General features: G+C 45.7%; 18 protein-coding genes, 5 tRNA genes and 1 rRNA gene. 17 read left to right on the top strand and 7 right to left on the bottom strand.

The annotated features are described in order from the left end of the window. The first annotated feature begins 9 nt into the window (after positions 1 to 9). Positions 10 to 126 (top strand): 5S ribosomal RNA (gene rrf, locus R7E47_RS22430). A gap of 91 nt (positions 127 to 217) precedes the next feature. Here rrf and ilvY read toward each other — a convergent pair. Beyond that, on the bottom strand, positions 218 to 1,108 hold the full coding sequence (gene ilvY, locus R7E47_RS22425; protein WP_005379097.1) for an HTH-type transcriptional activator IlvY: 891 nt from the start codon (positions 1,106 to 1,108) through the stop codon (positions 218 to 220). Positions 1,109 to 1,251: 143 nt separating this feature from the next. Here ilvY and ilvC point away from each other — a divergent pair, with 143 nt between their 5' ends. Next, on the top strand, positions 1,252 to 2,736 hold the full coding sequence (gene ilvC, locus R7E47_RS22420; protein ID WP_318085067.1) for a ketol-acid reductoisomerase: 1,485 nt from the start codon (positions 1,252 to 1,254) through the stop codon (positions 2,734 to 2,736). A gap of 278 nt (positions 2,737 to 3,014) precedes the next feature. Here ilvC and ubiK read toward each other — a convergent pair whose 3' ends face one another. The 4 genes from ubiK to R7E47_RS22400 all read right to left on the bottom strand — a co-directional run bounded on the left by ubiK (position 3,015) and on the right by R7E47_RS22400 (position 8,239). After that, positions 3,015 to 3,266 (bottom strand): ubiquinone biosynthesis accessory factor UbiK, encoded by a 252-nt coding sequence (gene ubiK / locus R7E47_RS22415; protein ID WP_005379099.1) that lies wholly within the window; start codon positions 3,264 to 3,266, stop codon positions 3,015 to 3,017. 131 nt (positions 3,267 to 3,397) lie between these two features. Next, a complete protein-coding gene (vmeD, locus tag R7E47_RS22410; protein WP_005384257.1) occupies positions 3,398 to 6,520 on the bottom strand; it encodes a multidrug efflux RND transporter permease subunit VmeD in 3,123 nt (1,040 codons plus the stop codon). A 12-nt stretch (positions 6,521 to 6,532) separates the two neighbouring features. Further along, positions 6,533 to 7,639 (bottom strand): multidrug efflux RND transporter periplasmic adaptor subunit VmeC, encoded by a 1,107-nt coding sequence (gene vmeC, locus R7E47_RS22405; RefSeq protein ID WP_005379101.1) that lies wholly within the window; start codon positions 7,637 to 7,639, stop codon positions 6,533 to 6,535. Positions 7,640 to 7,657: 18 nt separating this feature from the next. Then, positions 7,658 to 8,239 carry a TetR/AcrR family transcriptional regulator gene (locus R7E47_RS22400; RefSeq protein WP_005384254.1) on the bottom strand — a complete coding sequence of 194 codons (582 nt, stop codon included), beginning with the start codon at positions 8,237 to 8,239 and terminating at the stop codon, positions 7,658 to 7,660. Between the two features lie 170 nt (positions 8,240 to 8,409). Here R7E47_RS22400 and rep point away from each other — a divergent pair, with 170 nt between their 5' ends. Beyond that, positions 8,410 to 10,425: a DNA helicase Rep gene (gene rep, locus R7E47_RS22395; protein ID WP_005379104.1), complete on the top strand. Its 2,016-nt coding sequence runs from the start codon at positions 8,410 to 8,412 to the stop codon at positions 10,423 to 10,425. Positions 10,426 to 10,498: 73 nt separating this feature from the next. Here rep and R7E47_RS22390 read toward each other — a convergent pair whose 3' ends face one another. Continuing rightward, complete coding sequence (locus R7E47_RS22390; protein ID WP_005384252.1) at positions 10,499 to 10,912, bottom strand: c-type cytochrome; 414 nt, start codon at positions 10,910 to 10,912, stop codon at positions 10,499 to 10,501. Between the two features lie 335 nt (positions 10,913 to 11,247). Here R7E47_RS22390 and R7E47_RS22385 point away from each other — a divergent pair. The 5 genes from R7E47_RS22385 to R7E47_RS22365 all read left to right on the top strand — a co-directional run bounded on the left by R7E47_RS22385 (position 11,248) and on the right by R7E47_RS22365 (position 11,844). Then, positions 11,248 to 11,324, top strand: a tRNA-Arg gene (locus R7E47_RS22385). A 33-nt stretch (positions 11,325 to 11,357) separates the two neighbouring features. Continuing rightward, positions 11,358 to 11,433, top strand: a tRNA-His gene (locus tag R7E47_RS22380). 69 nt (positions 11,434 to 11,502) lie between these two features. Then, positions 11,503 to 11,579: transfer RNA gene (locus R7E47_RS22375), tRNA-Pro, on the top strand. A 48-nt stretch (positions 11,580 to 11,627) separates the two neighbouring features. Beyond that, positions 11,628 to 11,703: transfer RNA gene (locus tag R7E47_RS22370), tRNA-His, on the top strand. A 64-nt stretch (positions 11,704 to 11,767) separates the two neighbouring features. Continuing rightward, positions 11,768 to 11,844: transfer RNA gene (locus R7E47_RS22365), tRNA-Pro, on the top strand. A 338-nt stretch (positions 11,845 to 12,182) separates the two neighbouring features. Here the strand turns inward: R7E47_RS22365 and R7E47_RS22360 are convergent. Next, the gene (locus tag R7E47_RS22360) at positions 12,183 to 12,908 is read right to left on the bottom strand and encodes an HAD family hydrolase (protein WP_005379107.1); all 726 of its coding nucleotides are present in this window, start codon (positions 12,906 to 12,908) and stop codon (positions 12,183 to 12,185) included. Between the two features lie 661 nt (positions 12,909 to 13,569). Between R7E47_RS22360 and R7E47_RS22355 the strand changes: the two genes are divergently transcribed. From R7E47_RS22355 to R7E47_RS22315, 9 genes are all read left to right on the top strand, one after another. Beyond that, positions 13,570 to 15,285 carry a dipeptide ABC transporter ATP-binding protein gene (locus R7E47_RS22355; protein WP_005379108.1) on the top strand — a complete coding sequence of 572 codons (1,716 nt, stop codon included), beginning with the start codon at positions 13,570 to 13,572 and terminating at the stop codon, positions 15,283 to 15,285. Between the two features lie 92 nt (positions 15,286 to 15,377). Next, positions 15,378 to 16,931 carry an ABC transporter substrate-binding protein gene (locus tag R7E47_RS22350; protein ID WP_054579526.1) on the top strand — a complete coding sequence of 518 codons (1,554 nt, stop codon included), beginning with the start codon at positions 15,378 to 15,380 and terminating at the stop codon, positions 16,929 to 16,931. Between the two features lie 147 nt (positions 16,932 to 17,078). Beyond that, on the top strand, positions 17,079 to 18,056 hold the full coding sequence (locus R7E47_RS22345) for an ABC transporter permease (RefSeq protein ID WP_005379110.1): 978 nt from the start codon (positions 17,079 to 17,081) through the stop codon (positions 18,054 to 18,056). Between the two features lie 2 nt (positions 18,057 to 18,058). Further along, positions 18,059 to 19,009, top strand: coding sequence for an ABC transporter permease (locus R7E47_RS22340; RefSeq protein WP_033907403.1), 951 nt, complete (start codon positions 18,059 to 18,061; stop codon positions 19,007 to 19,009). Positions 19,010 to 19,166: 157 nt separating this feature from the next. Further along, the gene (locus tag R7E47_RS22335; RefSeq protein ID WP_053307264.1) at positions 19,167 to 20,180 is read left to right on the top strand and encodes an SPOR domain-containing protein; all 1,014 of its coding nucleotides are present in this window, start codon (positions 19,167 to 19,169) and stop codon (positions 20,178 to 20,180) included. A gap of 226 nt (positions 20,181 to 20,406) precedes the next feature. Continuing rightward, positions 20,407 to 21,414 carry a substrate-binding domain-containing protein gene (locus R7E47_RS22330; protein WP_165401610.1) on the top strand — a complete coding sequence of 336 codons (1,008 nt, stop codon included), beginning with the start codon at positions 20,407 to 20,409 and terminating at the stop codon, positions 21,412 to 21,414. Between the two features lie 55 nt (positions 21,415 to 21,469). Beyond that, the gene (locus R7E47_RS22325; RefSeq protein WP_005379132.1) at positions 21,470 to 22,405 is read left to right on the top strand and encodes a LysR family transcriptional regulator; all 936 of its coding nucleotides are present in this window, start codon (positions 21,470 to 21,472) and stop codon (positions 22,403 to 22,405) included. A gap of 269 nt (positions 22,406 to 22,674) precedes the next feature. Next, on the top strand, positions 22,675 to 23,079 hold the full coding sequence (locus R7E47_RS22320) for an SMR family transporter (RefSeq protein ID WP_005379135.1): 405 nt from the start codon (positions 22,675 to 22,677) through the stop codon (positions 23,077 to 23,079). After that, positions 23,076 to 23,405, top strand: a complete 330-nt coding sequence (locus R7E47_RS22315; protein WP_005478614.1) for an SMR family transporter — start codon at positions 23,076 to 23,078, stop codon at positions 23,403 to 23,405. Before R7E47_RS22320 ends, R7E47_RS22315 begins: the two co-directional genes overlap by 4 nt. The last annotated feature ends 563 nt before the right edge of the window (positions 23,406 to 23,968 follow it).

Here is a 23,968-nt window from a genome sequence, read left to right as displayed (position 1 = left end):
AAGAATTTGCTTGGCGACCATAGCGTTTTGGACCCACCTGATTTCCATGCCGAACTCAGAAGTGAAACGAAATAGCGCCGATGGTAGTGTGGGGCTTCCCCATGTGAGAGTAGGACATCGCCAGGCTTTAAATTTAAGAAGCCCGCTCGAAAGAGCGGGCTTTTTTGCATCTACAGAGTTTTAAAATTAGCTCACTTTATACCTAAAAAGTGTTCATCTAAGGTGCGATATACTTGCTCTCTGCAACCTTCCAAAAGGCTTTAACAAGCGGATTCTCCAGCTGAGTTTTGTTGCAGCAAACACCAAGTTTAAAAGGTTTAATTGGTAAGACTTTTAAACGATTTATCTTTTCTCTTACTGGACTGTTGTTGATTACAACATCAGGTGCGATACCTACTCCACATCCCAATGCAACCATACTTACGATGGCTTCATGTCCGGAGGTTTGTGCGTAGATCTTTGGCTTTATTTTCATTTGTTTGAGCCAAGTATTGGCCCTGTCCCTTGCCGTTCCTGCTTCTGGGAGTATGAATGGAATGACCGACCAGTCTGGTTTTTCTTTTTGTAGCTCTTCAGCAAACGCACTAACCCCAACAGGTACGATGACAGAAAGTGGGATTTCACTGATCGTTTCAAATGCGATTTTATTTGGCATCTGTTCTGACTTGGCTGATATGGCAATATCGGCTTCATCTGCTAATATTTTGTCGATCGCTTGAGCTGGATCGCCGGTTGATAGTTTGAACTCAATGAAAGGGTTCTGAATACGAAAGTCAGAGATTAGCTCCGGAAGATGGCTGTAGCTTGCAGTAACAGAACAAAAGAGACGGATTTCTCCTTTCAATTCATCCTCGGTTCCCTTCAGGTGACTCTGATACTGCTGCCATTCGCCAAGAATCTTTAAGGCAACTGGGACTAGCTTTTTACCTTGGATAGTTAAATCAACGCTACGGTTGTCGCGTAAAAACAATTGTTGGCTGGTTTCCTCCTCTAATTTTTGTATCTGTCGGCTTAAGGCTGAAGGGCTAATATGCATTGCCGCTGCGGTCTTGGCGAAACTTTTACTCTCACAGAGATGAATGAAAAGTTGCAGGCTTTTGATATTCATTGAATTTTCATTTCCACGTTGCATAAATTGCAATAACTAATTGTGAATATATCACTTTAAGCAATCTCATGTCTGTTTTAGTATAAAGTTATTCGGTAAGGCAATTACTGACCTCAATGGAAGAATCTCAAAGGAGCACCCAGATGGCTAATTATTTCAATACCCTAAACTTGCGCGAGCAGTTGGACCAATTAGGTCGTTGTCGTTTTATGGACCGCAGTGAGTTCGCTTCAGAAGCGGATTATCTGAAAGGTAAGAAAGTAGTCATTGTAGGTTGTGGTGCTCAAGGTCTTAACCAAGGTCTGAACATGCGCGACTCTGGTCTAGACGTTGCTTATGCGCTTCGCCAAGCCGCGATTGATGAGCAACGCCAGTCATTCAAAAACGCAAAAGACAACGGTTTTGAGGTAGGTAGCTACGAAACGCTAATTCCACAAGCTGATCTAGTAGTAAACCTTACTCCAGATAAGCAGCACACAAACGTTGTTGAGACGGTAATGCCGTTAATGAAAGAAGGCGCAGCACTAGGTTACTCTCACGGTTTCAACGTTGTTGAAGAAGGCATGCAAATCCGTAAAGACCTAACGGTAGTAATGGTTGCACCTAAATGTCCAGGTACGGAAGTTCGTGAAGAATATAAGCGCGGTTTCGGTGTACCGACTCTTATCGCTGTTCACCCAGAGAACGACCCAAAAGGTGAAGGTTGGGATATCGCGAAAGCTTGGGCTGCAGCAACAGGTGGTCACCGTGCAGGCTGTCTAGAGTCTTCTTTTGTTGCTGAGGTGAAATCTGACCTAATGGGTGAGCAAACTATCCTTTGTGGCATGCTACAGGCTGGCTCTATCGTATGTTACGAGAAGATGATTGCTGATGGTATCGATCCTGGCTACGCTGGTAAGTTTCTTCAATACGGTTGGGAAACCATCACTGAAGCACTGAAGTTTGGTGGTATCACTCACATGATGGATCGCCTAACTAACCCTGCAAAAGTGAAAGCATTTGAGCTTTCTGAAGAGCTAAAAGAACTGATGCGTCCGCTATACAACAAGCACATGGATGACATCATCACCGGTCACTTCTCTAGCACTATGATGGCTGACTGGGCAAACGACGATGCAAATCTACTAGGCTGGCGTGCAGAAACAGGTGAAACTGCTTTCGAAAACTACCCAGAAACTGACGTAGAAATCTCTGAGCAAGAGTACTTCGATAACGGTATCTTGATGGTTGCTATGGTTCGTGCGGGTGTTGAGCTAGCATTCGAAGCGATGACGGCATCTGGCATCATCGATGAGTCTGCTTACTACGAGTCTCTACACGAGCTGCCACTTATCGCAAACACTATCGCACGTAAGCGTTTATACGAGATGAACGTGGTTATCTCAGACACTGCGGAATACGGTAACTACCTGTTCGCTAACGTAGCAACGCCGCTTCTACGTGAGAAGTTTATGCCAGCCGTAAATACTGACGTAATTGGTAAAGGTTTAGGTGAAACGTCTAACCAAGTGGATAACGCGACTCTTATCGCTGTGAATGAAACAATCCGTAACCACCCTGTAGAGTACATCGGTGAAGAGCTACGTGGTTACATGACTGATATGAAGCGTATCGCGGTGGGCGGCTAAATGACTGGCCTTAAGGCTCCATTTCGGTGTCGAAGGTGCTCGTTTACTATCGTAAAGTCCGCGCCTTCTCCTAGAAATGAAACCTTAATACAGCGTAATTTACTTAGTCTCAAGTAACGCAGTAGATAAACTCCAGGCAGACTGGAGTGATAAATACAAAATAAAACACAACATCTAATCAAAAGGCTTGGTCGCCGTTGACCAAGCCTTTTTGTTTTTAGCCGATTTATCTGCGCGCCGATAAGAAAAACGCTCCTTTGTGAGGAGCGCTTTGATACTTATTTTTCAGCAAGCTTTTCTTCAAGTTGCGCCAACTTCTGTTCCATTTCTGTTAGCTTTTGACGTGTACGTAGTAAAACTTGAGTTTGAACATCAAACTCTTCGCGACTTACAACATCTAGCTTGTTTAGCTGGCCTTGGATTACTTGACGAACTTTCTGATCGACATCAGAGCCCAACTCTTTTACAGGTTGAGGCATTGAGTCGTGAATCTGTTTAGCAATTTGCTCTAATTTCTTTGGGTCAAACATAGTGGCTAAAACTCCTTTTGATTTGTCCTCATTTTAAGTAAATGATACGTGAAAGTCGCCACTTAGATGGCAAAAAAGAGAGCGGCAATAAAAAAGGCCACCGAAGTGACCTTTTTGAATGCCTTAATAGCTTATCTGTTATCCGCTAATTCACGATGAGCTGCTTTCGCTTCGTCAACTCGCGCTAACTTCTCCAAGTCTTTGTCTTCAACAAATACTGGCAGAGGTTTGTGTTTTTCAGCTAGGTAGCTGTAAATCACAGGTAGTACAAATAGTGTGAACAGTGTACCGATTGCAAGGCCAGCAACGATGACGATACCGATACTGAAACGTTGCGCGGCACCTGCACCTGTTGCGTACATCAGCGGGATAAGACCTGCGATCATCGCAGCAGTGGTCATTAGGATAGGGCGAAGACGCACTTTCGCAGCTTCCATCACCGCATCAATACGAGACCGTTTATTATGTAACTGCTCTTCTTTGGCTACTTCACAGATCAAGATACCGTGCTTGGTTATTAGGCCGACCAGCGTGATCAAACCAACCTGCGAGTAGATGTTCATCGAGGCTGTACCCCAGGCCAATGCGATCAAGGCACCACAGATTGCCAGAGGTACAGATACCATAATGACAATAGGGTCGCGGAGTGATTCAAATTGAATCGCCAGAACGAGGAAGATGATCGCAAGTGCAAGACCGAAGGTTGCATACAAGGCACTACCTTCCGTTACAAACTGACGAGATTCACCCATGTAATCGTGGTTATAGCCTGCAGGCAGCTTGGTTTGTGCAATATTCTCAAACCAGTCGATTGCGTCACCCATAGCAACACTAGGCGATGGTACTGCACCCACAGTCGCTGAGTTTAGCTGGTTGAAGTGTGGCAAAGAGCGAGGCTCAGCCACCACATCAATGGTAATCAGACTGCCTAATGGAACCGCTTTACCATCCACAGAGCGTACATAGTAGTTCTTCATCGATTCTGGGTTTAGACGCCATTTACGCTCAACTTGAGGGATCACCTCATACGAGCGGCCATTCAGGTCGATTCGGTTTACATAACCATCTGCCATCATCGTGCTGAGGGTGATGCCAATGTCTTGCATAGTCACACCGTAGGCACCCGCTTTGTCTTTATCGATCTTGATCTTCATCGTTGCTGAATCGTAGTTCAAATCCAGGTCGGAATAGACAAACATTGGGCTACTTGCAACATCGGTTAGAATATCGCTAGCGATAGTAAACAAGCTCTCGAAGCTATTTGGTGTTGTAATTACAAACTGAACAGGTAGACCTGAGCCTGCACCTGGAAGCTCTGGCATTTGGAATGCAGTGACAGACATACCAGGTACACTTGATACTAGGCCACCCACACGTTTCGTGATTTCAGATTGGCTTGCCTCTCGTTCACTCCAAGGCTTCAATGTTGCTAGGCCAAACGCTTGGTTTGAGTTTGGTACACCATTAAAGACCTGTGCGTATTCCACTTCCGGTTGATCTGAGAGTATTTGGTTTACGTCATCCATGGTATTTTGGATATAGTCCAAGTTCGCGTTTGATGGGGCGGTACCCATCAGCATGACCACACCTTTATCTTCAGATGGTGCTAGTTCGCTAGGAATAAACTTGAACAAGACCGGTAAGCTTGCAAATACAATGATTGCAAACGCAATAACAACCGGACGATGAGCCATTACCGCTTTCAACATGCCTTCGTAACGAGTGGTCATGCCATCAAGGATATGGTGAACTTTTTGCTCAAACTTGCTTGGCTTCTCGTTCGCTTTCAGCATCTTCGAACACATCATTGGTGATAGTGTCAAAGCGATGATGCCGGATACGAATACTGAACCTGCCAGTGTCAAAGCGAACTCTTTGAACAATGAACCGGTGATACCACCCATCAATGCGATTGGCGCGTACACTGCACCTAGCGTCAATGTCATCGCGATAACTGGAACCGCAATTTCACGCGTACCAATGATTGCAGCTCGGAATGGCGATTCCCCTTCTTTGATGTGACGGTCAACGTTTTCTAGTACAACGATCGCGTCATCCACCACTAGACCGATGGCAAGCACCATCGCCAGTAGCGTCATCAAGTTCCAAGAGAAACCCATTGCCTGCATCACCATTGCCACACCAATCAATGAAAGTGGGATGGTCACGATAGGAATGATTACCGCGCGGAATGAACCTAGGAACAGTGTGATAACCACAAGTACGATTACTGCTGCTTCAAGAATCGTTTTCACTACTTCATGAATCGATTCGTTGATGGCGATAGTTGAGTCGTACATTACGTTCATTTTGATGTTACTTGGTAGGTTGCGCTCGAGCTGAGGCAACAGTTCAAGTACGTCTGCTGCAATGTTGATTGGGTTAGCACTTGGCGCTGCGTTGATCGCCGCAACCACAGCTTCTTGACCGTTTGCACTTGCGCGATAAACGTCGTGACTCTTCTCTAGCGTTACTTTAGCGATATCACCTAGGCGGATGACATCCCCTTCACCAGTTTTCACGACCAATGCTTCAAGTTCAGCAACGTTTGATACCTGAGTATCTGCGCTACCGTTATAAAGCACGAACTCACCCGTCGCTTGACCGGTTGCAGATTGGTAGTTGTTGGCGTTAAGAACGCTCATCACATCGGTTGCGGTCAACTTCAAAGCGCCCATTTTGGCAGGATCTAGCCATACGCGCAGTGCGTACTTCATACCACCATACAGGTCAACTTTGGACACACCGTTTACGGTGAACAACTGCGGGTTGATTACACGCTCAAGGTAGTCAGTGATCTGGCTTGAAGATAACTCGTCACTCGTAAAGCCGATGTACAGTACCGCCGTTGTCGAACCTGTCGACATGGTTACGGTTGGGTCTTCGGCTTCTTTTGGTAGCTGTGAACGTACCGAGTTGGTTTTCGCCAGAATGTCAGACAACGCCGCATTTGGATCAGTATTCAACTTCATGTTGACAGTAATGGTCGATTTACCCAGTACCGATTGCGAAGTCATGTAATCAATATTATCGGCTTGCGCTACCGCTTGCTCCAATGGCTGAGTAATAAAGCCTTGGATCAAGTTGGCACTTGCACCGTAGTAACTGGTGGTCACGGTGACCACCGTATTCGTCATTTCAGGGTATTCACGAACCTGCATTTTGAACACCGCTTGCAAACCAAGCAATGCAATCAAAAAGCTGATCGATACCGCTAAAACTGGACGTTTTATAAAAACATCTGTAAAGCGCATGATGCCTCCAACTTAAAGCATTGGTGTTTCAGCAGGTGGGGTAGTTGCATCGCTTTCGACAATGCTTACTTTCGCATGGTTACTCAAACGGACTTGACCCGATGTCACCACTACATCACCTGGCTTCACGCCTTCTAGAATGTGTGCGATATCTTTAGAGCGTTCGCCAACTTTTACCACATGCTGCTTAACGCGTTTTTCGCCATCTTCTTCTGTTACGATGTAAACATTGTCGCCATACAGCGTAAATGTGATCGCGGTTTGAGGTAGCGTGACCTGATTTTCTAATTTAGGCAGAATGATGTTTGCACGCGCGAACATACCACTACGTAGTTTGCCGTCACTGTTAGGGATATCCGCTTGAACCTGAATCAAGCCACTTTGTACGTTTACAGCTGGTTCAATCGCAGAAATAGACCCTTTGAAAGGTTGGTCTGGATAAGCGTCAACAAAGATATCCACTTCTTGATCGATATTGATACGTGAAATATCGGTTTGTGGCACGGTGAAGCGCAAGCGCATCACGCTGGTATCTTCAAGGCGAACAATATCGGTGCCCGCCTGTAGGTACTGACCGAGGTACACGTTACGAATACCTACCACACCATCAAATGGCGCTTTGATTTCGCGTCGGTCGATGGTTGCTTTCAGGCTTTCAATATCCGCTTTTAAGGAGAAGTAGTTTGCTTCTGCTTCGTCATACGCTTCTTTAGAAATAGAGCCTTTTTTGAATAGGCCTTGGTAGCGTTTGTATTTCGCTTCTGCCGCTGGCAACTTAGCTTGCGAGCTCTTCAAATTTGCTTTTTCGACTTCAGAATCAAGCAACACTAATGGCTGACCCGATTTAACTTGAGTACCGGAATCAAACGCGATTTTATCGATAACACCGCTCGTTTCGTTCGCTACCGTCACGCCTTGGTTTGGCTCGATAAAACCAATTGCCTCGATGACTGGTACCCAATCCACCGCTTGCACTTCTGTCACGGTTACTGGGAACTCAGGTTCAGGACGGTTTGCCATGTATTCAGCGATCTTTTGTTGCTTAAATAAATTGAAACCTATCACGCTGCCGAACAAGAGAACGGCGATAAGTAACATAAAGAAAGTCCACTTTTTCATTCTATTAAGAACTCCAAGTTAGTGTTTAATAATTGCATCCCAACTGGCTTCAATAGCGGCCTCTAATGCCGTCTTATCCAGTTGATAAAATCCCAAAGCGTGTTTCCGAGCAAGTGCAACACTTGCCTCAAAACTTAATCCAGAAAGTACTTCGTTATCGAGAAGCTTGAATACTCCCTCATCTTTACCCTGATTAAAAAGAAGATCTACTTGGGCAAACATTTGTCTCTCAAGTTCCCGAGCTTTGCTACTATTTGAACAGGGTAAAGACTCATATTGGACTCGGTTGCTGATCGCACTTAAGTTCGAGCTCGCTAAATTCCAAATATTGAGCCACATGGTTCGATAACGCTGTTTTAAAGGCATCTCTTCACTAACACCTAGTTGCACCGCAGTAGCAACACGCTTAGCAACGTTAAGGCGTAGTTCCTCTAAAAGATGTTCTTTATCTGAGAAATAACGGTAAATCGTCCCTGCTGCGACACCTGCCTCATTGGCGAGCTTTTGCATGGAAAGCCCTTGAAAACCAGATTCAGCAATGAGTTGTTCAGCAGCGACTAAGATTTGTTCTCGTTTATCTACAGCAGGGTTATCCTTCATAATGTCACCCTTTAGTGAATGAACGTTCATTCATTATAGCTTAAATACCCGCCATTTATGCAACAGAATATTGCACTTAATTGGTGTGAAAATTACAAGAAATCAGCATAGCTTTCACGAGGCCACCCCTTTATCATAGGCGCCACATTCATCACCCGCAGAGAATTTCTATGAAGCTGAACCCTAGTCAAGATGAAGCCGTGAAATACGTGTCTGGTCCATGCCTAGTGCTAGCTGGTGCTGGCTCGGGCAAAACTCGTGTTATTACCAATAAAATCGCTTATCTGGTTCAGCAATGTGGTTACAAAGCGCGTAACATTGCGGCGGTGACGTTTACCAACAAAGCAGCACGTGAAATGAAGGAGCGTGTAGGTCAAACGTTAGGGAAAGGTGAGTCTAAAGGTTTGATGGTATCAACATTCCACACTTTAGGATTGAACATCATCAAGCGTGAGTACAAGCATTTAGGGTTGAAAGCGGGCTTCTCACTGTTTGATGACCAAGACCAGCTAGCGCTACTCAAAGAACTTACCGAAAAGCAGCTTGATGGTGATAAAGATCTGCTACGTCAGCTTCTGAGTTGTATTTCCAACTGGAAAAACGACATGTTGACGCCAGAGCAAGCCAAAGCGCGTGCGCAAGGTGAACAGCAACAATTGTTTGCGTTCTGTTTTGATATGTACCAAAAGCAAATGAAAGCCTATAACGCGCTTGATTTTGATGACCTAATTTTGATGCCCGTTTTACTCTTACGTAATCATGAAGATGTTCGTCAGCGTTGGCAGAATCGTATCCGTTACCTACTGGTTGACGAGTATCAAGATACCAACACGAGTCAGTATGAGCTGGTCAAATTAATTGTCGGAGAACGTGGGCGATTGACTGTTGTAGGGGATGACGATCAGTCTATTTATTCATGGCGTGGTGCGAAACCTCAGAACCTCGTGTTGCTGGGTGAAGATTATCCGAATTTGCGTTTGATTAAGCTAGAGCAAAACTACCGTTCAACGAGTCGAATCCTGCGTGCGGCCAACATTTTGATAGCTAACAACCCTCACGTCTATGAGAAGTCCTTGTTCTCTGAAATTCCTGACGGTGAAAAACTCAAAGTGTTGTTGGCTAAAAATGAAGAGCACGAAGCAGAGCGCGTAACGGGTGAACTAATTGCGCATAAGTTCCTAAACCGTACCGAATATAAAGATTATGCGATTCTATATCGTGGTAACCACCAATCACGTTTGATTGAAAAGTCTCTGATGCAAAACCGTGTACCGTATAAAATTTCTGGCGGCACCTCGTTTTTTGCGCGCGCAGAGATTAAAGACATCATGGCGTATTTGCGCGTTTTGGTTAATCCGGATGACGACAATGCATTTTTGCGCATTGTGAACACTCCGCGACGTGAAATTGGCCCAGTAACGTTAGAGAAATTAGGCAGTTATGCCAATATGCGAGGGAAGAGCCTGTTTGAATCGAGCTTTGAAATGGGGCTCGAACAGCACCTAACGGGACGTGGCCTAGAAAACTTGCGTCGTTTCACCCAATGGCTAGTGGCGATTGCTGATCAAGCTGAGCGTGGTGATACCGTCGAAGCGGTTCGTTCGCTAGTTCGTGATATCCATTATGAAGATTGGCTATACGAAACTTCAGCAAGTCCGAAAGCCGCTGAAATGAGAATGAAGAACGTTTCTGACCTTTATTCATGGATAGTGGCGGACCTAGAGGGTGACAACTACGATCAAGAAGAGAAAACGTTAAAAGAAGTCGTTCAACGTTTGACCTTGCGTGACATGATGGAGCGCGGTGAAGAAGATGAAGACAGTGATGCAGTACAACTGATGACCTTGCACGCATCAAAAGGCCTTGAGTTCCCATATGTATACTTAATTGGGTCCGAAGAAGGTATTTTACCGCACCAAACCAGTATTGATGAAGATAACGTGGAAGAAGAGCGTCGCCTGATGTACGTTGGTATTACTCGCGCGCAACGTGAACTGACTTTCACTATGTGCAAAGAGCGTCGGCAGTTCGGCGAGTTGATCAAACCGACTCAAAGCCGCTTTTTGGATGAGTTGCCATTTGATGACGTTGAATGGGAAGTAAACAAAAAGCCAGTATCAGCAGAAGAGCGTATGGCGAAAGGTCAAGCACACATTGCCAATATTCGAGCAATGTTTAAGAAGTAAAGTAACCCTGTTCTCACTGACTAAAAACAAAAAGGCTTGCCAACTGGCAAGCCTTTTTCGTTGATGTCTTTACTTATAGACCTTCAATCATGTGGTCAATTGCTGCGATGATTTCATCGTCAGAACAGTCCATACAGGTTCCTTTGGCTGGCATCGCATTGAAGCCTTCTAATGCGTGCTTCACTAACGTATCTTTGCCTTGTGCAATACGTGGTGCCCAATCATCGGCATTACCTGTTTTAGGTGCGCCGTTTACACCAGATGCGTGACAAGCAATACAAAAAGTACCATAAACTGTGGCGCCATCACGTGGACCGGTTGGCTCTTCTTTCACTGGCTCAGAACCCGCTAGATAAACATCACCGACAGGTTGGATGCGTTCTGCGATCGCATCGTATTCAGTTTGGCTGATGTCAGAAGCTAAAGCTGCCGTAGAAAACGTTAAGGCAGCGAACAAAACGCTAATCATTTGTCGAGACATATCCATTAAACCCACTTCACATTCCCGAGGTAAGTGACTTACCTATTTATATAGTTAGAGTATTAATGCCGAGCAGAGAAATCATTAAATTCCACTGAATGGCATAGAATGATTAGACAACTTGGTTGCAGCTGTTAAATCAATGTAAATAATGGGTGATTATATCCCGATAACTTGTTGCAATAAACAACAAGTTATCCATGACAGGGCGTGAATCACATCAAAAATCCACTTTAACGGAAGATAACTGTCGAAAAAGAGACCAAACGATAAAAAAAGTAAAAAAAGTACTAGACGGCATAGTGTGATATCCGTATTATTCCACTCCGCCGATAGGGCATGCGCCCGTAGCTCAGTTGGATAGAGCGTTGGCCTCCGGAGCCAAAGGTCGAAGGTTCGAATCCTTTCGGGCGTACCATTGCCTCGGAGGATACATCGGTAAAAATCAGTGGTGGCTATAGCTCAGTTGGTAGAGCCCCGGATTGTGATTCCGGTTGTCGCGAGTTCAAGTCTCGTTAGCCACCCCATTCTTTCTTTTTTAGATTGAATGCGGTAGCATTGCTCCCAATCTTGATTCAATCAAGATAAAACATCGTCGGTGAATAGCGCAGCTTGGTAGCGCATCTGGTTTGGGACCAGAGGGTCGGGGGTTCGAATCCCTCTTCACCGACCACTATTTAGTTTATGGCTCTAATAGAGCGGTAAACAGCAAAAATTGATGGTGGCTATAGCTCAGTTGGTAGAGCCCTGGATTGTGATTCCGGTGGTCGCGAGTTCGAATCTCGTTAGCCACCCCATTAATTAAGGTGACTTCTTAGTTGAAGTGTCCTGTCTGATTTGAGAAAATCAGCAAATACAGTTCGGTGAATAGCGCAGCTTGGTAGCGCATCTGGTTTGGGACCAGAGGGTCGGGGGTTCGAATCCCTCTTCACCGACCACTATTAGAAAGCCTGCTTTTTAGCAGGCTTTCGTCGTTTTAGAGTTTATGATCTCGCTTGGACTGTATTAGTCGGTAATGTATCAATGGATTTGAACCCAAGTGGGGTTCGCCTGAAGTTAGAATTCGGCTCTTCACCGACCGCTATTTAGAGCCTCAGTCGAAAGACTGGGGCTTTTTTGCATCTCTCCTGAAAAGAATCGACATTCCATTTCAATTTTCCCCAAAAGTGTACAGCTCTAGGGGCTTTTGACCACCTATGATCCAAATGCTTTTCGAGCTGACAAAATAAACCCCAGAGCAGTGTCTGGGGTTTTGTAGTTTTCTAATCCGCTGCTTTTATTGGGCGAGTGTTTTAAGGATTTCTTTCAGTTCTACCGTTTCTTGGATTTCAAAACTTGGCGTTATATCCGTTGAGTTACTTGCGCCTGTCGCATTCACCCACACACTCAAAATACCCATATTGTTAGCGCCAGCAATGTCAGCAGGTAAAGAGTCGCCCACGTGTAGAGCCTCTTCTGGTTTTACTTCGACCAAGTCGAGCGCTTTTTGGAAAATACTTGTAGCAGGTTTCTCTTCTGGCTCTTCTCCTCCCACAATAATATGGTCCACCCAGTTGCTCATTTGTGTCGCGTTTAATTTAGGGTGTTGAGAAAAAATCGGACCGTTAGTGATCACGACGAGTTTGTAATGTTGACGAAGGTCGCTGAGCATTTCTTTTACACCAGGGAAGAAGGTGAACGCGCCCATACGTGCAGAGTCAAAGTAGTCTTGAGCTTGTTGAGCCTCTTTTGCAGTGATGCTGACGCCTTGCTCCGCCAAGATGTTTTGGATCAGGCCACAACGGAAGGCATTTTCATCGGGTAGCAGAGCCACAAGGTGAGGGAACTCAGCATTCAGCTTTTTGTATACACCCTGTAAGTAGCGCTGCAAAAACGCTTTTGGCTCGGTAACTTGTGGGTAGGTCTTATGAATCCAAGTTGTAAACGCTTGTCCTGCAACTTTATCGGCTTGTGACGTTGCACATAAAGTCTCGTCCATATCAAAAAAAATCGCTTTAAGCACAGGGGCTCCTTTTATTTACGGCTTGGCTTTGACACTGTTCATCTATTATCCCACTCTCAATTGTGTCGTAAAGGGTTAAAACCGGCGAGTTTTCTTATGACGTACGAATGAGGATAGCGGTACTTTCCTTTGCTTAGTCAATAAACCGCTTAAGTGGCGCATAATCTGCGTTGGAGCAGGATTTGTGTGGTTTTGCTGTTTTGTTCACGTTTTGACCTATCCTTTCTCTTCCTAAGTTTGGCTTTTTGTATTTGCCGACTATTTTATTAATAGTTTTTTATGTTGAAAAAACACTTTTTGCATATGATATTGTTTGTTAAATGTTAATAAATGCACATGAATAATATGGTTAATGATCTTGTTTAGCTCATGTTTACTTTTAGAGCATTTTTCTAGTTTTATTGGTGCATGACGCACAAAAATAGTGTGATATGAAAATGGTTAAATACTTGTTAATGCATTTTTATTCGCTAATTGTGCGTTTATTTAATGTTTTTTCGGCGGAATATACTTTAATTGTTGCTTTTTTGTGTGATTTTTGCCAAATTATTTCCGCATTAAGATTTCAGAGTATTATTCTGAATTTGAACGGATTCATTCAGGTGATGAATGGTGCCTTTGGCATGATTCGATACCACAGACAAGGCAGTAGAGGTCTGAAATGTCACTATTAGAAGTGAAAAACCTTCGTATTGAATACCCATCCCGACACGGCGTTCACGCTGCCGTGAAGTCACTTTCTTTTCATATTGAACGTGGTGAAATCGTGGGTGTTGTTGGCGAATCAGGTGCGGGTAAATCCACCGTTGGTAACGCTGTTATCGATTTGCTTAGCCCTCCAGGTCGCGTTGCTAGCGGTGATGTATTCCTGGATGGAGAAAAAATTTCTGGCCTATCACCAGAAGCGATGCGTAAGGTTCGCGGCTCGAAAATAGGTTTTATTTTCCAAGATCCGATGACCTCGCTCAATCCACTTTTTACTGTTGAGCAACAGCTGAAAGAGACGATCCACGCCAACATGAAGGTCTCTGATGAAGAGGCGTATCAGCGCGCGCTTTCTCTTATGCAGCAGGTTGGTATTCCTCAACCAGAAAACCGCTTAAAGCAGTACCCGCATCAATTCTCTGGTGGTATGCGTCAGCGTGTTGTCATTGCCATTGCTTTGGCTGGTGAGCCTGATCTCATCATTGCGGACGAACCAACTACGGCGTTAGACGTTTCTATCCAAGACCAAATCCTCAACTTGATCCGCGAGCTGTGTATCAAGAACAATGTCGGCTGTATGTTGGTTACTCACGATATGGGGGTAGTCTCCAACGTCACCGATCGCGTGGCGGTAATGTATCGTGGTGACTTGGTGGAGTTTGGACCAACAGCCAAAGTATTGGGCGATCCTGATCACTCTTATACTCGCAGTCTAATTTCAGCGGTACCACGTTCAGACAGAAAGCTAGATCGTTTCCCGTTAGTAAGCTATATCGAAGAAGCGGCGGAAATGGAGCCACTCGATATCAAGAACCACTGGTTAGGACAAAGCCAAGATGAACGTGAGTACACTGGCCCGCTTTTGGACGTGAAGAACGTCAATCTTCGCTTTGTGACCAAAGACTCTTTGTTCGAGAGCCGCCGAGAATACGTGCAAGCATCTAATAATGTGAGCTTTGAAGTGCACGAAGGCGAAACCTTTGGTTTGGTGGGCGAGTCTGGTTCAGGTAAATCGACCATTGCACGTGTGATTGCTGGTTTATACCAACCTAACTCTGGTCAGGTGAAATTCGAGGGCATTGACCTGACCGCTTTAACCTCTGAGAAAGAGCGCCGCCCGATGCGTCGTCAAATGCAGATGGTGTTCCAAAACCCATATACTTCAATGAACCCTCGTATGAAGGTATTCGATATTATTGCTGAGCCAATCCGTTTCCATAAATTGACGAAAAACGAGTCGGAAACTCGCCAAATCGTGAATGACCTATTGGATCATGTTGGTTTGGGTCGAATGGCTGGGCTTAAGTACCCTCATGAATTCTCCGGTGGTCAGCGTCAGCGTATTTCTATTGCGCGTGCGTTGGCGACTCGTCCTCGACTTTTGATTTGTGATGAACCGACCTCTGCACTGGACGTATCGGTACAGGCACAAATTCTAAACTTGCTGAAAGATCTGCAAAGTGAGCTGAACTTGACTATGTTGTTTATCAGCCACGATTTACCTGTTATTCGTCAGATGTGTGACCGAGTGGGTGTGATGCAAATGGGTACACTTTTAGAAGTGGCACCAACAGAACAGTTATTCACGGCACCTCAACACGAATACAGCAAAAAATTGATTTCTCTGATGCCGGAGTTTACTGGCTTGCGAGAAGAGATCGAAACGGCATAAACCAAGCAATTCGCTTGGCTAACCTCTAGTCATAACAAAGACGCAAACACAACAACAAGGGATCCGTATCCCCGCATGAAGGAGTTATGCAAATGAAAACCATGAAAAGCAAATTAGCAGTGGCGCTAATGGCTGCGGGCCTAAGCTTTAACGCAATGGCAGCAGATATCAAAGTTGGCTATGCAGCTGACCCAGTATCGCTTGATCCACATGAGCAGCTATCAGGTGGCACACTGCAAATGTCACACATGGTATTTGATCCGTTGGTTCGCTTTACTCAAAAAATGGATTTCGAGCCTCGCCTAGCAGAAAGCTGGGAACGCATAAACGATACGACTGTTCGTTTCAAACTGCGTGAAGGTGTGAAATTCCATTCTGGCAATACTCTAACGACTGACGACGTCGTGTGGACGTTCCAGCGTTTACAAAGCTCTCCTGACTTTAAAAACATCTTCGACCCGTACGAGAAAATCGTCAAAGTTGACGACAACACGTTCGATCTTGTAACTAAAGGTCCTTACCCACTAGTGCTGCAAACCGCAACGTACATTTTCCCTATGGACAGCAAGTTCTACACGGGCAAAACTGCGGACGGCAAAGACAAGTCTGAGCTAGTGAAGCACGGTAACTCATTTGCATCGACTAACGTATCTGGCACGGGTCCATTCATTGTGACTTCACGTGAACAGGGCGTAAAAGTGGAATTTGAACGCTTTAAAGATTACTGGGACAAAGAGTCGAAAGGTAATGTTGATAAGCTAACGCTTGTGCCAATTAAAGAAGACGCAACTCGTGTAGCAGCGCTGCTTTCTGGCGGTGTTGACATGATTCACCCTGTAGCGCCAAACGACCACAAACGCGTTGAAGATGCTGACGGCATCGACCTAGTCACGCTGCCTGGTACTCGTATTATCACGTTCCAACTAAACCAAAACAGCAACGAAGCATTGAAAGACGTTCGCGTTCGCCAAGCGATTGTTCACGCAATCAATAACGAAGGTATCGTGAAGAAAATCATGAAAGGCTTCGCAACGGCCGCTGGTCAGCAAAGCCCGGCAGGTTACGTAGGTCACGATGACAAACTGGTTCCTCGCTACGATTTGAAGAAAGCGAAAGAACTGATGAAAGAAGCGGGTTACGAAAACGGCCTGACGCTAACGATGATTGCACCAAACAACCGTTACGTGAATGATGCGAAAGTAGCACAAGCGGCGGCGGCAATGTTGTCTAAGATCGGTATCAAGGTTGATCTGAAGACCATGCCAAAAGCGCAGTACTGGCCTGAGTTCGACAAGTGTGCGGCAGACATGCTGATGATCGGTTGGCACTCAGATACAGAAGACTCAGCGAACTTCAACGAGTTCCTAACGATGACTCGTAACGAAGAAACCGGTCGTGGTCAGTACAACTGTGGTTACTACTCAAACCCAGAAATGGACAAAGTGGTTGAAGCTGCGAACGTAGAGACGGATCCTGCGAAACGTGCAGAAATGCTGAAGGGCGTAGAAGCGACACTATACAACGACGCAGCATTCGTACCGCTACACTGGCAAAGTGAAGCATGGGGCGCGAAGTCTAACGTGAAAGCGGCAGATATCGTTAACCCAATGGTAATGCCTTACTTCGGTGACCTAGTGGTTGAATAATCACGGTTAGTCGACTTTGAGGAGGGATGGATTTCCCTCCTCAACTTAAAGCACTCGACTCAATTTTGTTTCAGTCGGATTGAGTTGGTTATTTAGACTGAATTTTCTCTCTAATTTAGAGATCTATGGATAGTTAAGGGGCAAGGAATGTTTTCGTTTCTGGTCAAGCGCCTGTTTCAGGCACTGATAGTGATGTTTGTGATCAGTTTGGTGGCGTTTGCCATTCAGGACAACCTGGGTGATCCGCTGCGTGAGCTTGTAGGTCAGTCGGTTTCGGAATCGGAGCGTCAAGCGCTACGCGACGACTTGGGCCTGAACGATCCCTTTATCACAAAGTACACGCGCTTTGTGGGTAATGCACTGCAAGGTGATTTGGGTACCTCATATTTTTTCAAGCGACCTGCGGTTGAGGTGATTCTCGACAAGCTGGTGGCTACATTAGAGCTCGTGTTTGGCGCGACGCTTATCATCATTGTTTTCTCTATTCCGCTTGGGGTGTACTCTGCGATTCATCCTAAGAGTGTTTTTACCAAATTTGTGATGGCGATGAGCAGTGTCGGTATCTCGATTCCGGTGTTCTTAACCGCAATCATGCTGATGTATGTCTTTTCAATAGAACTCGGTTGGTTGCCTTCCTATGGGCGAGGTGAAACCGCTAACGTACTCGGTTGGGAATCTGGCTTCTTTACCATTGATGGTATCAAGCACCTCATCCTACCTTGTATTGCGCTAGCGTCTATCATGCTGCCGTTGTTCATCCGTTTGGTACGTTCAGAAATGCTGGAAGTTCTGAGTTCGGAATACATTAAGTTCGCCAAAGCAAAAGGTTTGAACTTACAAAAGATTTATTACCAACATGCACTTAAGAACACCATGCTACCAGTATTGACGGTAGGTGGCGTGCAGATTGGTACCATGGTGGCCTACACCATTCTTACTGAAACCGTCTTCCAATGGCCGGGCACTGGCTTCCTTTTCCTAGAGGCAATCAACCGTGTAGATACACCGCTGATCACTGCCTACGTTATCTTTGTTGGTCTGATTTTCGTGGTAACCAATACCATCGTTGACTTGCTGTACGGCATCATCAACCCAACTGTGAACCTAACTGGAAAAGGAGCTTAATCATGAGCCAATCAAATTTAACACCAGCTCCTGCTCCATCAGCGTGGCAGCGTTTCAAAGAGTCAGATTTTCTGTATTATTTCAAACGCGACAAAGTGGCGATGGCGAGTTTTACCGTCTTTATGATGTTCTTAGTATTGGCATTGGCTGCACCGATTCTTGCGCCAACAGACCCGTACGATCTGACGTCTATCGACATCATGGATTCTGAGTTGCCACCTTCGTGGATGGAAGATGGCGATGAGCGTTTTGTTCTTGGTACTGATGAGCAAGGCCGTGATATTTTATCGACCATTCTTTACGGCTCTCGTCTGTCTCTAACCATCGGCTTCCTGGCGGTTGGTCTTCAGTTGGTACTGGGTATCATCATTGGTTTGTCGGCGGGTTATTTCGGCGGCCGTATCGATAGCTTCTTGATGCGTTTTGCAGACGTACAGTTGTCGTTCTCGACCATGATGGTGGCGATCATCGTGTCAGCTATCTTCAAAGCCAGTTTTGGCAGTGATTTTTACAGCCAATATGCGGTGGTCATGCTGGTGGTGATCATCGGTGTGGCAGAATGGCCGCAATACGCACGGACTATTCGTGCCTCGGTATTGGCAGAGAAGAAGAAAGAATACGTCGAAGCGGCGCGTGTGATGGGCTTTAAAGCTCCGCGAATCATGTTCCGTCACATTCTGCCGAACTGTCTATCGCCAATCTTGGTTATCTCGACGGTACAGGTAGCGAACGCGATCATGTCGGAAGCGGCGCTGTCATTCCTAGGCTTAGGTCTGCCAGTCGATCAACCGTCTCTGGGGGCGCTAATCAGCATCGGCTTTAACTACATCTTCTCTGGTGCATGGTGGATTACTGCTTTCCCAGGCATCGTGCTAGTAACATTGGTTTTGGTTATCAACCTGTTGGGCGACTGGCTACGTGATGTATTCAACCCGAAACTGTACAAAGGATAAGAATTTTCCCACCAAGCGTTGTAAATTCGCTTAATTCCTTCCTAAACTGAGAGCCGGATGCAAATTCCGGCTCTTTTTTTGCTAGTTATTCTTTGTTCACATTTTTTTGGCGCTTTTCCGCCATGATGACCTTACCCACTAATTTAGAGTGAAGTGTATGGAAATGAAGAAGGCCCAACGCCCATCTAACGTCTTCCAAGCAAGCCTGGCTTTGGGTTTGTTGCTGGTATGCGCCCAGTTTTCTAATCCAGTTGAGGCGGAGGAGTTCCTTTGCCAAGCCACTCAAGCCAGCGAGAAAGAATTACCGATGCTTGAGAAAACGTGCCCAATTGGTAACGGAGTATGGGGAAAGAAAGTGCCGCAGGGGGGCAACTACCTTTACTGGATTCAATGCGGATTGCTACCCAAGCCTATGTCTCTCGCGAAAGCTAAGCCTCTCTATAGTAAAATCACGACTGACGTATGGATGAAGCCTGAATCCAAAGGCTATCGCTGTTTGATTGGACCTTACAAGGCATTGTCTGATGCGAGGGATGACTTACGAGGAGTCAAAACCTTGTCGAATTACAAAGAGGCGTTCATCCGCGTGGTTGGAAAAGAGAGTAAACAGTCTACGACACCATCTAAACCCGCTGTGCCGTCGAAATCAGCCGCATCTTCGGTTAAGCCAACACCGACGGTGACCCCGAAACCCGCGCCAGTTCCTGCCGTGCGAGCTGATACCGACGCCTTTAAAGCTCCGGAAGAGAAGTCAAAGACCAAGGTAAAAAATACACGTGATAATTCTTCGTCCAAGCCTGTTGCTAAGACCAAAGCGAAGCCAGTTGTGAGCGGGAATGATGACATTGAAGTTCGGTTGAGAACCTCCTTACAAGGCAAAACGTACGTGGTCCCATATTTACTCGATCACCATAATCAGTTTTACATGGAACATGGTAAGCCGTGGAACCGCCTCAACTACGAAAACTCGCACAAAGTATGTCAGCAACTGGGTATGAGCTTAGCCAACCCTGCAGAGTTTAAAGCGCTGAGGGCGTCTGGGGTGATGGAAAAAAATCAATGGCCACTGCAACTGCCGTATTGGGGCAAAGATAAGAAAGGTTTGTTCGCCGATCGTGAGCCCAATCAGCTCACCGGGACCTCATTATTGAACGTGGTGTGCGTGAAATAACGACTCAGATATTGTGGTCAAAATATAGAAGAAAGCCCCGAGTTCGGGGCTTTTTTGCGGTCTCAAATATTATCGCTATTTGAGTGGCGTTTCTTTGTGATGCGTTTGCTAATACGCTCTACCACTGATATTCATCTCATTTTGCGAATTATTTTCACTGAACTTGTCGGCAGAGAGTCTATTCGTCATAATGTTACTTGTAACATTACTGATAAATCACATATTTATGGCTCAACAGAATAAGAAAACTCGTACGACATTGCAGGATGTCGCAGACCAGGTTGGCGTCACGAAGATGACCGTTTCACGCTATATGCGTAACCCTGAATCGGTGGCAGAAAAGACTCGTGCTAAGATTGCGACTGCGATTGAAGAGATGGGTTACATCGAAAACCGTGCACCGGCGATGTTGTCAAAGTCCTCCAGTAAAGCCATTGGTATTTTACTGCCGTCTTTGTCCAACCAAATTTTTGCTTCCTTTGTTCAGGGCATAGAGATGGTGACCAAAGCCAATGGCTATGAGACGCTTTTAGCGCATTTTAGCTACGATGAGCTTGAAGAAGAGCGCAAGATCGCGTCATTACTCTCTTATCAAGTCGATGGGCTTATTCTAACTGAAAGCCATCACACGCCGCGTACATTACAGATGATCAAAAATGCGGGCATTCCGGTGGTCGAAACCATGGAACTGCCATCGGAGCCGATTGATATGGCGGTTGGACTCGATCATGAAGATGCGTCGTACACCGTGGTTAAGCAGATGCTAGATACGGGGAAGAGTACAATCGTCTATTTTGGCGCGCGTCTGGATACGCGAACCAAATTGCGGATGCAAGGTTATGATCGCGCGATGACAGAAGCAGGGCTAGAACCCAAACATGTATTAACTGGTGATCATTCTAGTTTTTCTTTAGCGCATGATTTGCTCGAACGCGCACTGGAAACGCACCCAACGCTCGATGGGGTGTTCTGTACCAACGATGACATCGCAATTGGCACCATGCTGAGTGCGCAGCAACGTGGCATTCAAGTTCCACAGCAATTGGCAGTGGCGGGCTATAACGCGCTGGATATCGGTCAAACCATCAGCCCGAAACTGACCAGCGTTGATACGCCGCGTTTCCAAATTGGTGTAAAGAGCGCAGAGCTATTAATTGCGCGCCTGAAAGGCGAAACGCAAGAAGAAAAAGTCTTCGATATGGGTTATCAGATCACGTCGGGAGAGAGTGTTTAACTAATTGTTAACTGCTCTTTGTATTCGCTCATCAATGGTATTGGTAGGTTAGGGTATGGCACATCAGCTGGATGCATTGGATCTCAACTTAATGCGTTTATTAAAAGCCGTGGTGGAAAACCGCAGCATCAAGCTGGCCGCAATGCAGCTTGGCATTTCTCAACCGAGCGCCAGCCGCGGCGTGATGAAGTTGAAACAAGTGTTTGATGACCCGCTTTTTGTGCGTAAAGCACATGGGGTAGAGCCATCACCCATGGCGATTCGTCTCGCCGCCGAGTTCGACAATATGGTTGCACCACTGGAAAAAGTAGTGCAAGAATTTGAAGTGTTCGACCCGCTGCAATACCAAGGGCAGATTGCGATTGTAACTGACCCTTATTTGATGGATGAACAAGGGCAGCGACTGCTCACTGGTTGTCATCGAGCCTTTCCCAAAGCGCACTTTGCTTTTTCCAGCTGGAATACTTACTCGCACGATGAAATGTTAGAAGGCGAGCACGATTACTGCATTCTTGACCAAGAGACCGAGCTGTCGAAAGACATTTACATGCGCCCGTTATTCGTAGAAAAACGAGTGATTTTGGCGCGCAAAAACCACCCAACGTTGTCGAAAGTCAGCAATGATTGGGACACGGTGTCCAAACTACCACTCGTCTCTTTGCCTGCGCCTGCGTCATATAAACCGCTTTGTACCGTGGAGTCCGAGTATCGACGCATGGGTTATGAGCCAGTAGTGTTACTGAAGTCCTATAATTTGCGTTTGGCTTGCCAAATGTTGCAAGAAACCGACGCGATTATGTATGCCAGTCAAAGCTCGGCATTGTTGATGCCAGAACTCGCCTCTTACGCAATGCCACCCGTTAATCGTGAGTTCAGTCAGTTTGTGGTCTCTGGCGGTTTCCTTCAAACCAACCGCAACCATCCTTTGCACAGACACCTACATAAAGTGGTGCGACAAACCCTCAATACGCCGCTGATTTTTACGCAGTGACGTCACCTGATGGCATCAGCTGAATGAGAGAGCAGATGCTTTAACCTTATCAATGTTGTGTGATTACATAGACAACTTATTTCTTAAGATATTCAAAAATGAATATCTCAATTACCTGTCTCTTTTTCCTACCCAGCGCTAACCTTATCTCAAATAGTCAGGAGAAGTGGCTCATTTTTATCTTTTTAACTTTTTGAATGTCGATACAGGTACGCGGCATTCACCATTCTCCGTTATGCATTTTTTTAATTTCTGATGGAGGATTAATCATGCTAGTTGCACGTCTATTTTTATTGCTCGCCATCGTTGCCGAAGTGGCTGGCACCAGCACTATGTCTCTTATCGGACAAGGGCACGGGTGGTGGGGCTACATCGTAATGTATGTGCTGATCGCAATCTCTTACTACTTTCTCGCGTTTGCCGCGAAGAAAATATCGATAGGTGTGGCATACGCTGTTTGGGAAGGGTTAGGTATCTCGTTGATCACCGTGGTGTCGATCATCGCCTTTGATGCCAACTTAAACCATCAAGAATTGTTTGGTTTGATGTTAGCCGTTGTTGGCATTGTGTGTGTGACCTTAGGGGAATCACATGGTCAACCTAACGCCAAGAAAAATGCCGATAAACCGGCAAAAGAACGTTCATTTTCTACTAGTACAAGGTGCGAATCATGAGTCAATTTTTTACGATGTCATTTGGATTTGTCGTGATGGCTGCCTTGGTCGATATCATGGCCAATATGGCGCTGACACGCTCAAAAGGCTTTAAATATAAAGGCTGGGGCATTGCGGCGATTGTGTTGGTACTGACAGCATTCACACTGTTGGCACAAGCGGTGAAAGAGATCGACTTAGCCATTGCTTATGCCTCTTGGGGTGCGATCGGTATCTTGGGTACCGCAGTGGGTGGAGCCTTGCTGTTTAAGCAGAAACTCAAGCCAATCGGCTGGTTTGGTATCTTTGTGGTGATTGCTGCCGTCGTAGTGATGAAGACCGCTTGATGTAATTTACTGAATGCTAGATATCGTCATTCTGAGCAGCAAGAGACGAGCGTGATTCAGAATCTACCAACAAAAAGTGCTGTGGAAGAGGGGTTTTCTCTGGCTTCACAGCACCTTGATATTAGATTCCTGATCTCGCCTAGGCTCGTCGGAATGACGGACTCATTCATTTTTAAAAAGAACAGAGGCCAATCCTAAAGTTCGTCATTTTGAACAGCGAGGGACGAGCGTGATTCAGGCTCTACCAACAAAAAAGTGCTGTGGCAGAGGAGTTTTCTCTGGCTTCACAACACGTTGATAGTAGATTCCTGATCTCGCTTAGGCTCGTCGGAATGACGGATTCATTCGTTTTTTAGAAAGAACTGAGGCTAATCCCAAAGCTCGTCATTCTGAACAGCGAGGGACGAGCGTGATTCAGAATCTACCAACAAAAAGTGCTGTGGCAGAGGAGTTTTCTCTGGCTTCACAGCACGTTGATAGTAGATTCCTGAGCTCGCCTAGGCTCGTCGGAATGACGGATTCATTCGTTTTTAGAAAGAGCGGTGGCCAATCTCAAAGCTCGT

Source organism: Vibrio sp. Vb1026 (assembly GCF_033338745.1).
In the GTDB taxonomy this organism is placed as follows: domain Bacteria; phylum Pseudomonadota; class Gammaproteobacteria; order Enterobacterales; family Vibrionaceae; genus Vibrio; species Vibrio alginolyticus.
The sequence above is the reverse complement of the archived record's forward strand: the minus strand, read 5'-3'. Positions and strand labels throughout refer to the sequence as shown.

Coding starts and splice junctions, on each gene's coding strand:
- ilvY (WP_005379097.1), bottom strand. CDS start 1,108: ATGAATATCAAAAGCCTGCAACTTTTCATTCATCTCTGTGAGAGTAAA.
- ilvC (WP_318085067.1), top strand. CDS start 1,252: ATGGCTAATTATTTCAATACCCTAAACTTGCGCGAGCAGTTGGACCAA.
- ubiK (WP_005379099.1), bottom strand. CDS start 3,266: ATGTTTGACCCAAAGAAATTAGAGCAAATTGCTAAACAGATTCACGAC.
- vmeD (WP_005384257.1), bottom strand. CDS start 6,520: ATGCGCTTTACAGATGTTTTTATAAAACGTCCAGTTTTAGCGGTATCG.
- vmeC (WP_005379101.1), bottom strand. CDS start 7,639: ATGAAAAAGTGGACTTTCTTTATGTTACTTATCGCCGTTCTCTTGTTC.
- R7E47_RS22400 (WP_005384254.1), bottom strand. CDS start 8,239: ATGAAGGATAACCCTGCTGTAGATAAACGAGAACAAATCTTAGTCGCT.
- rep (WP_005379104.1), top strand. CDS start 8,410: ATGAAGCTGAACCCTAGTCAAGATGAAGCCGTGAAATACGTGTCTGGT.
- R7E47_RS22390 (WP_005384252.1), bottom strand. CDS start 10,912: ATGGATATGTCTCGACAAATGATTAGCGTTTTGTTCGCTGCCTTAACG.
- R7E47_RS22355 (WP_005379108.1), top strand. CDS start 13,570: ATGTCACTATTAGAAGTGAAAAACCTTCGTATTGAATACCCATCCCGA.
- R7E47_RS22350 (WP_054579526.1), top strand. CDS start 15,378: ATGAAAACCATGAAAAGCAAATTAGCAGTGGCGCTAATGGCTGCGGGC.
- R7E47_RS22345 (WP_005379110.1), top strand. CDS start 17,079: ATGTTTTCGTTTCTGGTCAAGCGCCTGTTTCAGGCACTGATAGTGATG.
- R7E47_RS22340 (WP_033907403.1), top strand. CDS start 18,059: ATGAGCCAATCAAATTTAACACCAGCTCCTGCTCCATCAGCGTGGCAG.
- R7E47_RS22335 (WP_053307264.1), top strand. CDS start 19,167: ATGGAAATGAAGAAGGCCCAACGCCCATCTAACGTCTTCCAAGCAAGC.
- R7E47_RS22330 (WP_165401610.1), top strand. CDS start 20,407: ATGGCTCAACAGAATAAGAAAACTCGTACGACATTGCAGGATGTCGCA.
- R7E47_RS22325 (WP_005379132.1), top strand. CDS start 21,470: ATGGCACATCAGCTGGATGCATTGGATCTCAACTTAATGCGTTTATTA.
- R7E47_RS22320 (WP_005379135.1), top strand. CDS start 22,675: ATGCTAGTTGCACGTCTATTTTTATTGCTCGCCATCGTTGCCGAAGTG.
- R7E47_RS22315 (WP_005478614.1), top strand. CDS start 23,076: ATGAGTCAATTTTTTACGATGTCATTTGGATTTGTCGTGATGGCTGCC.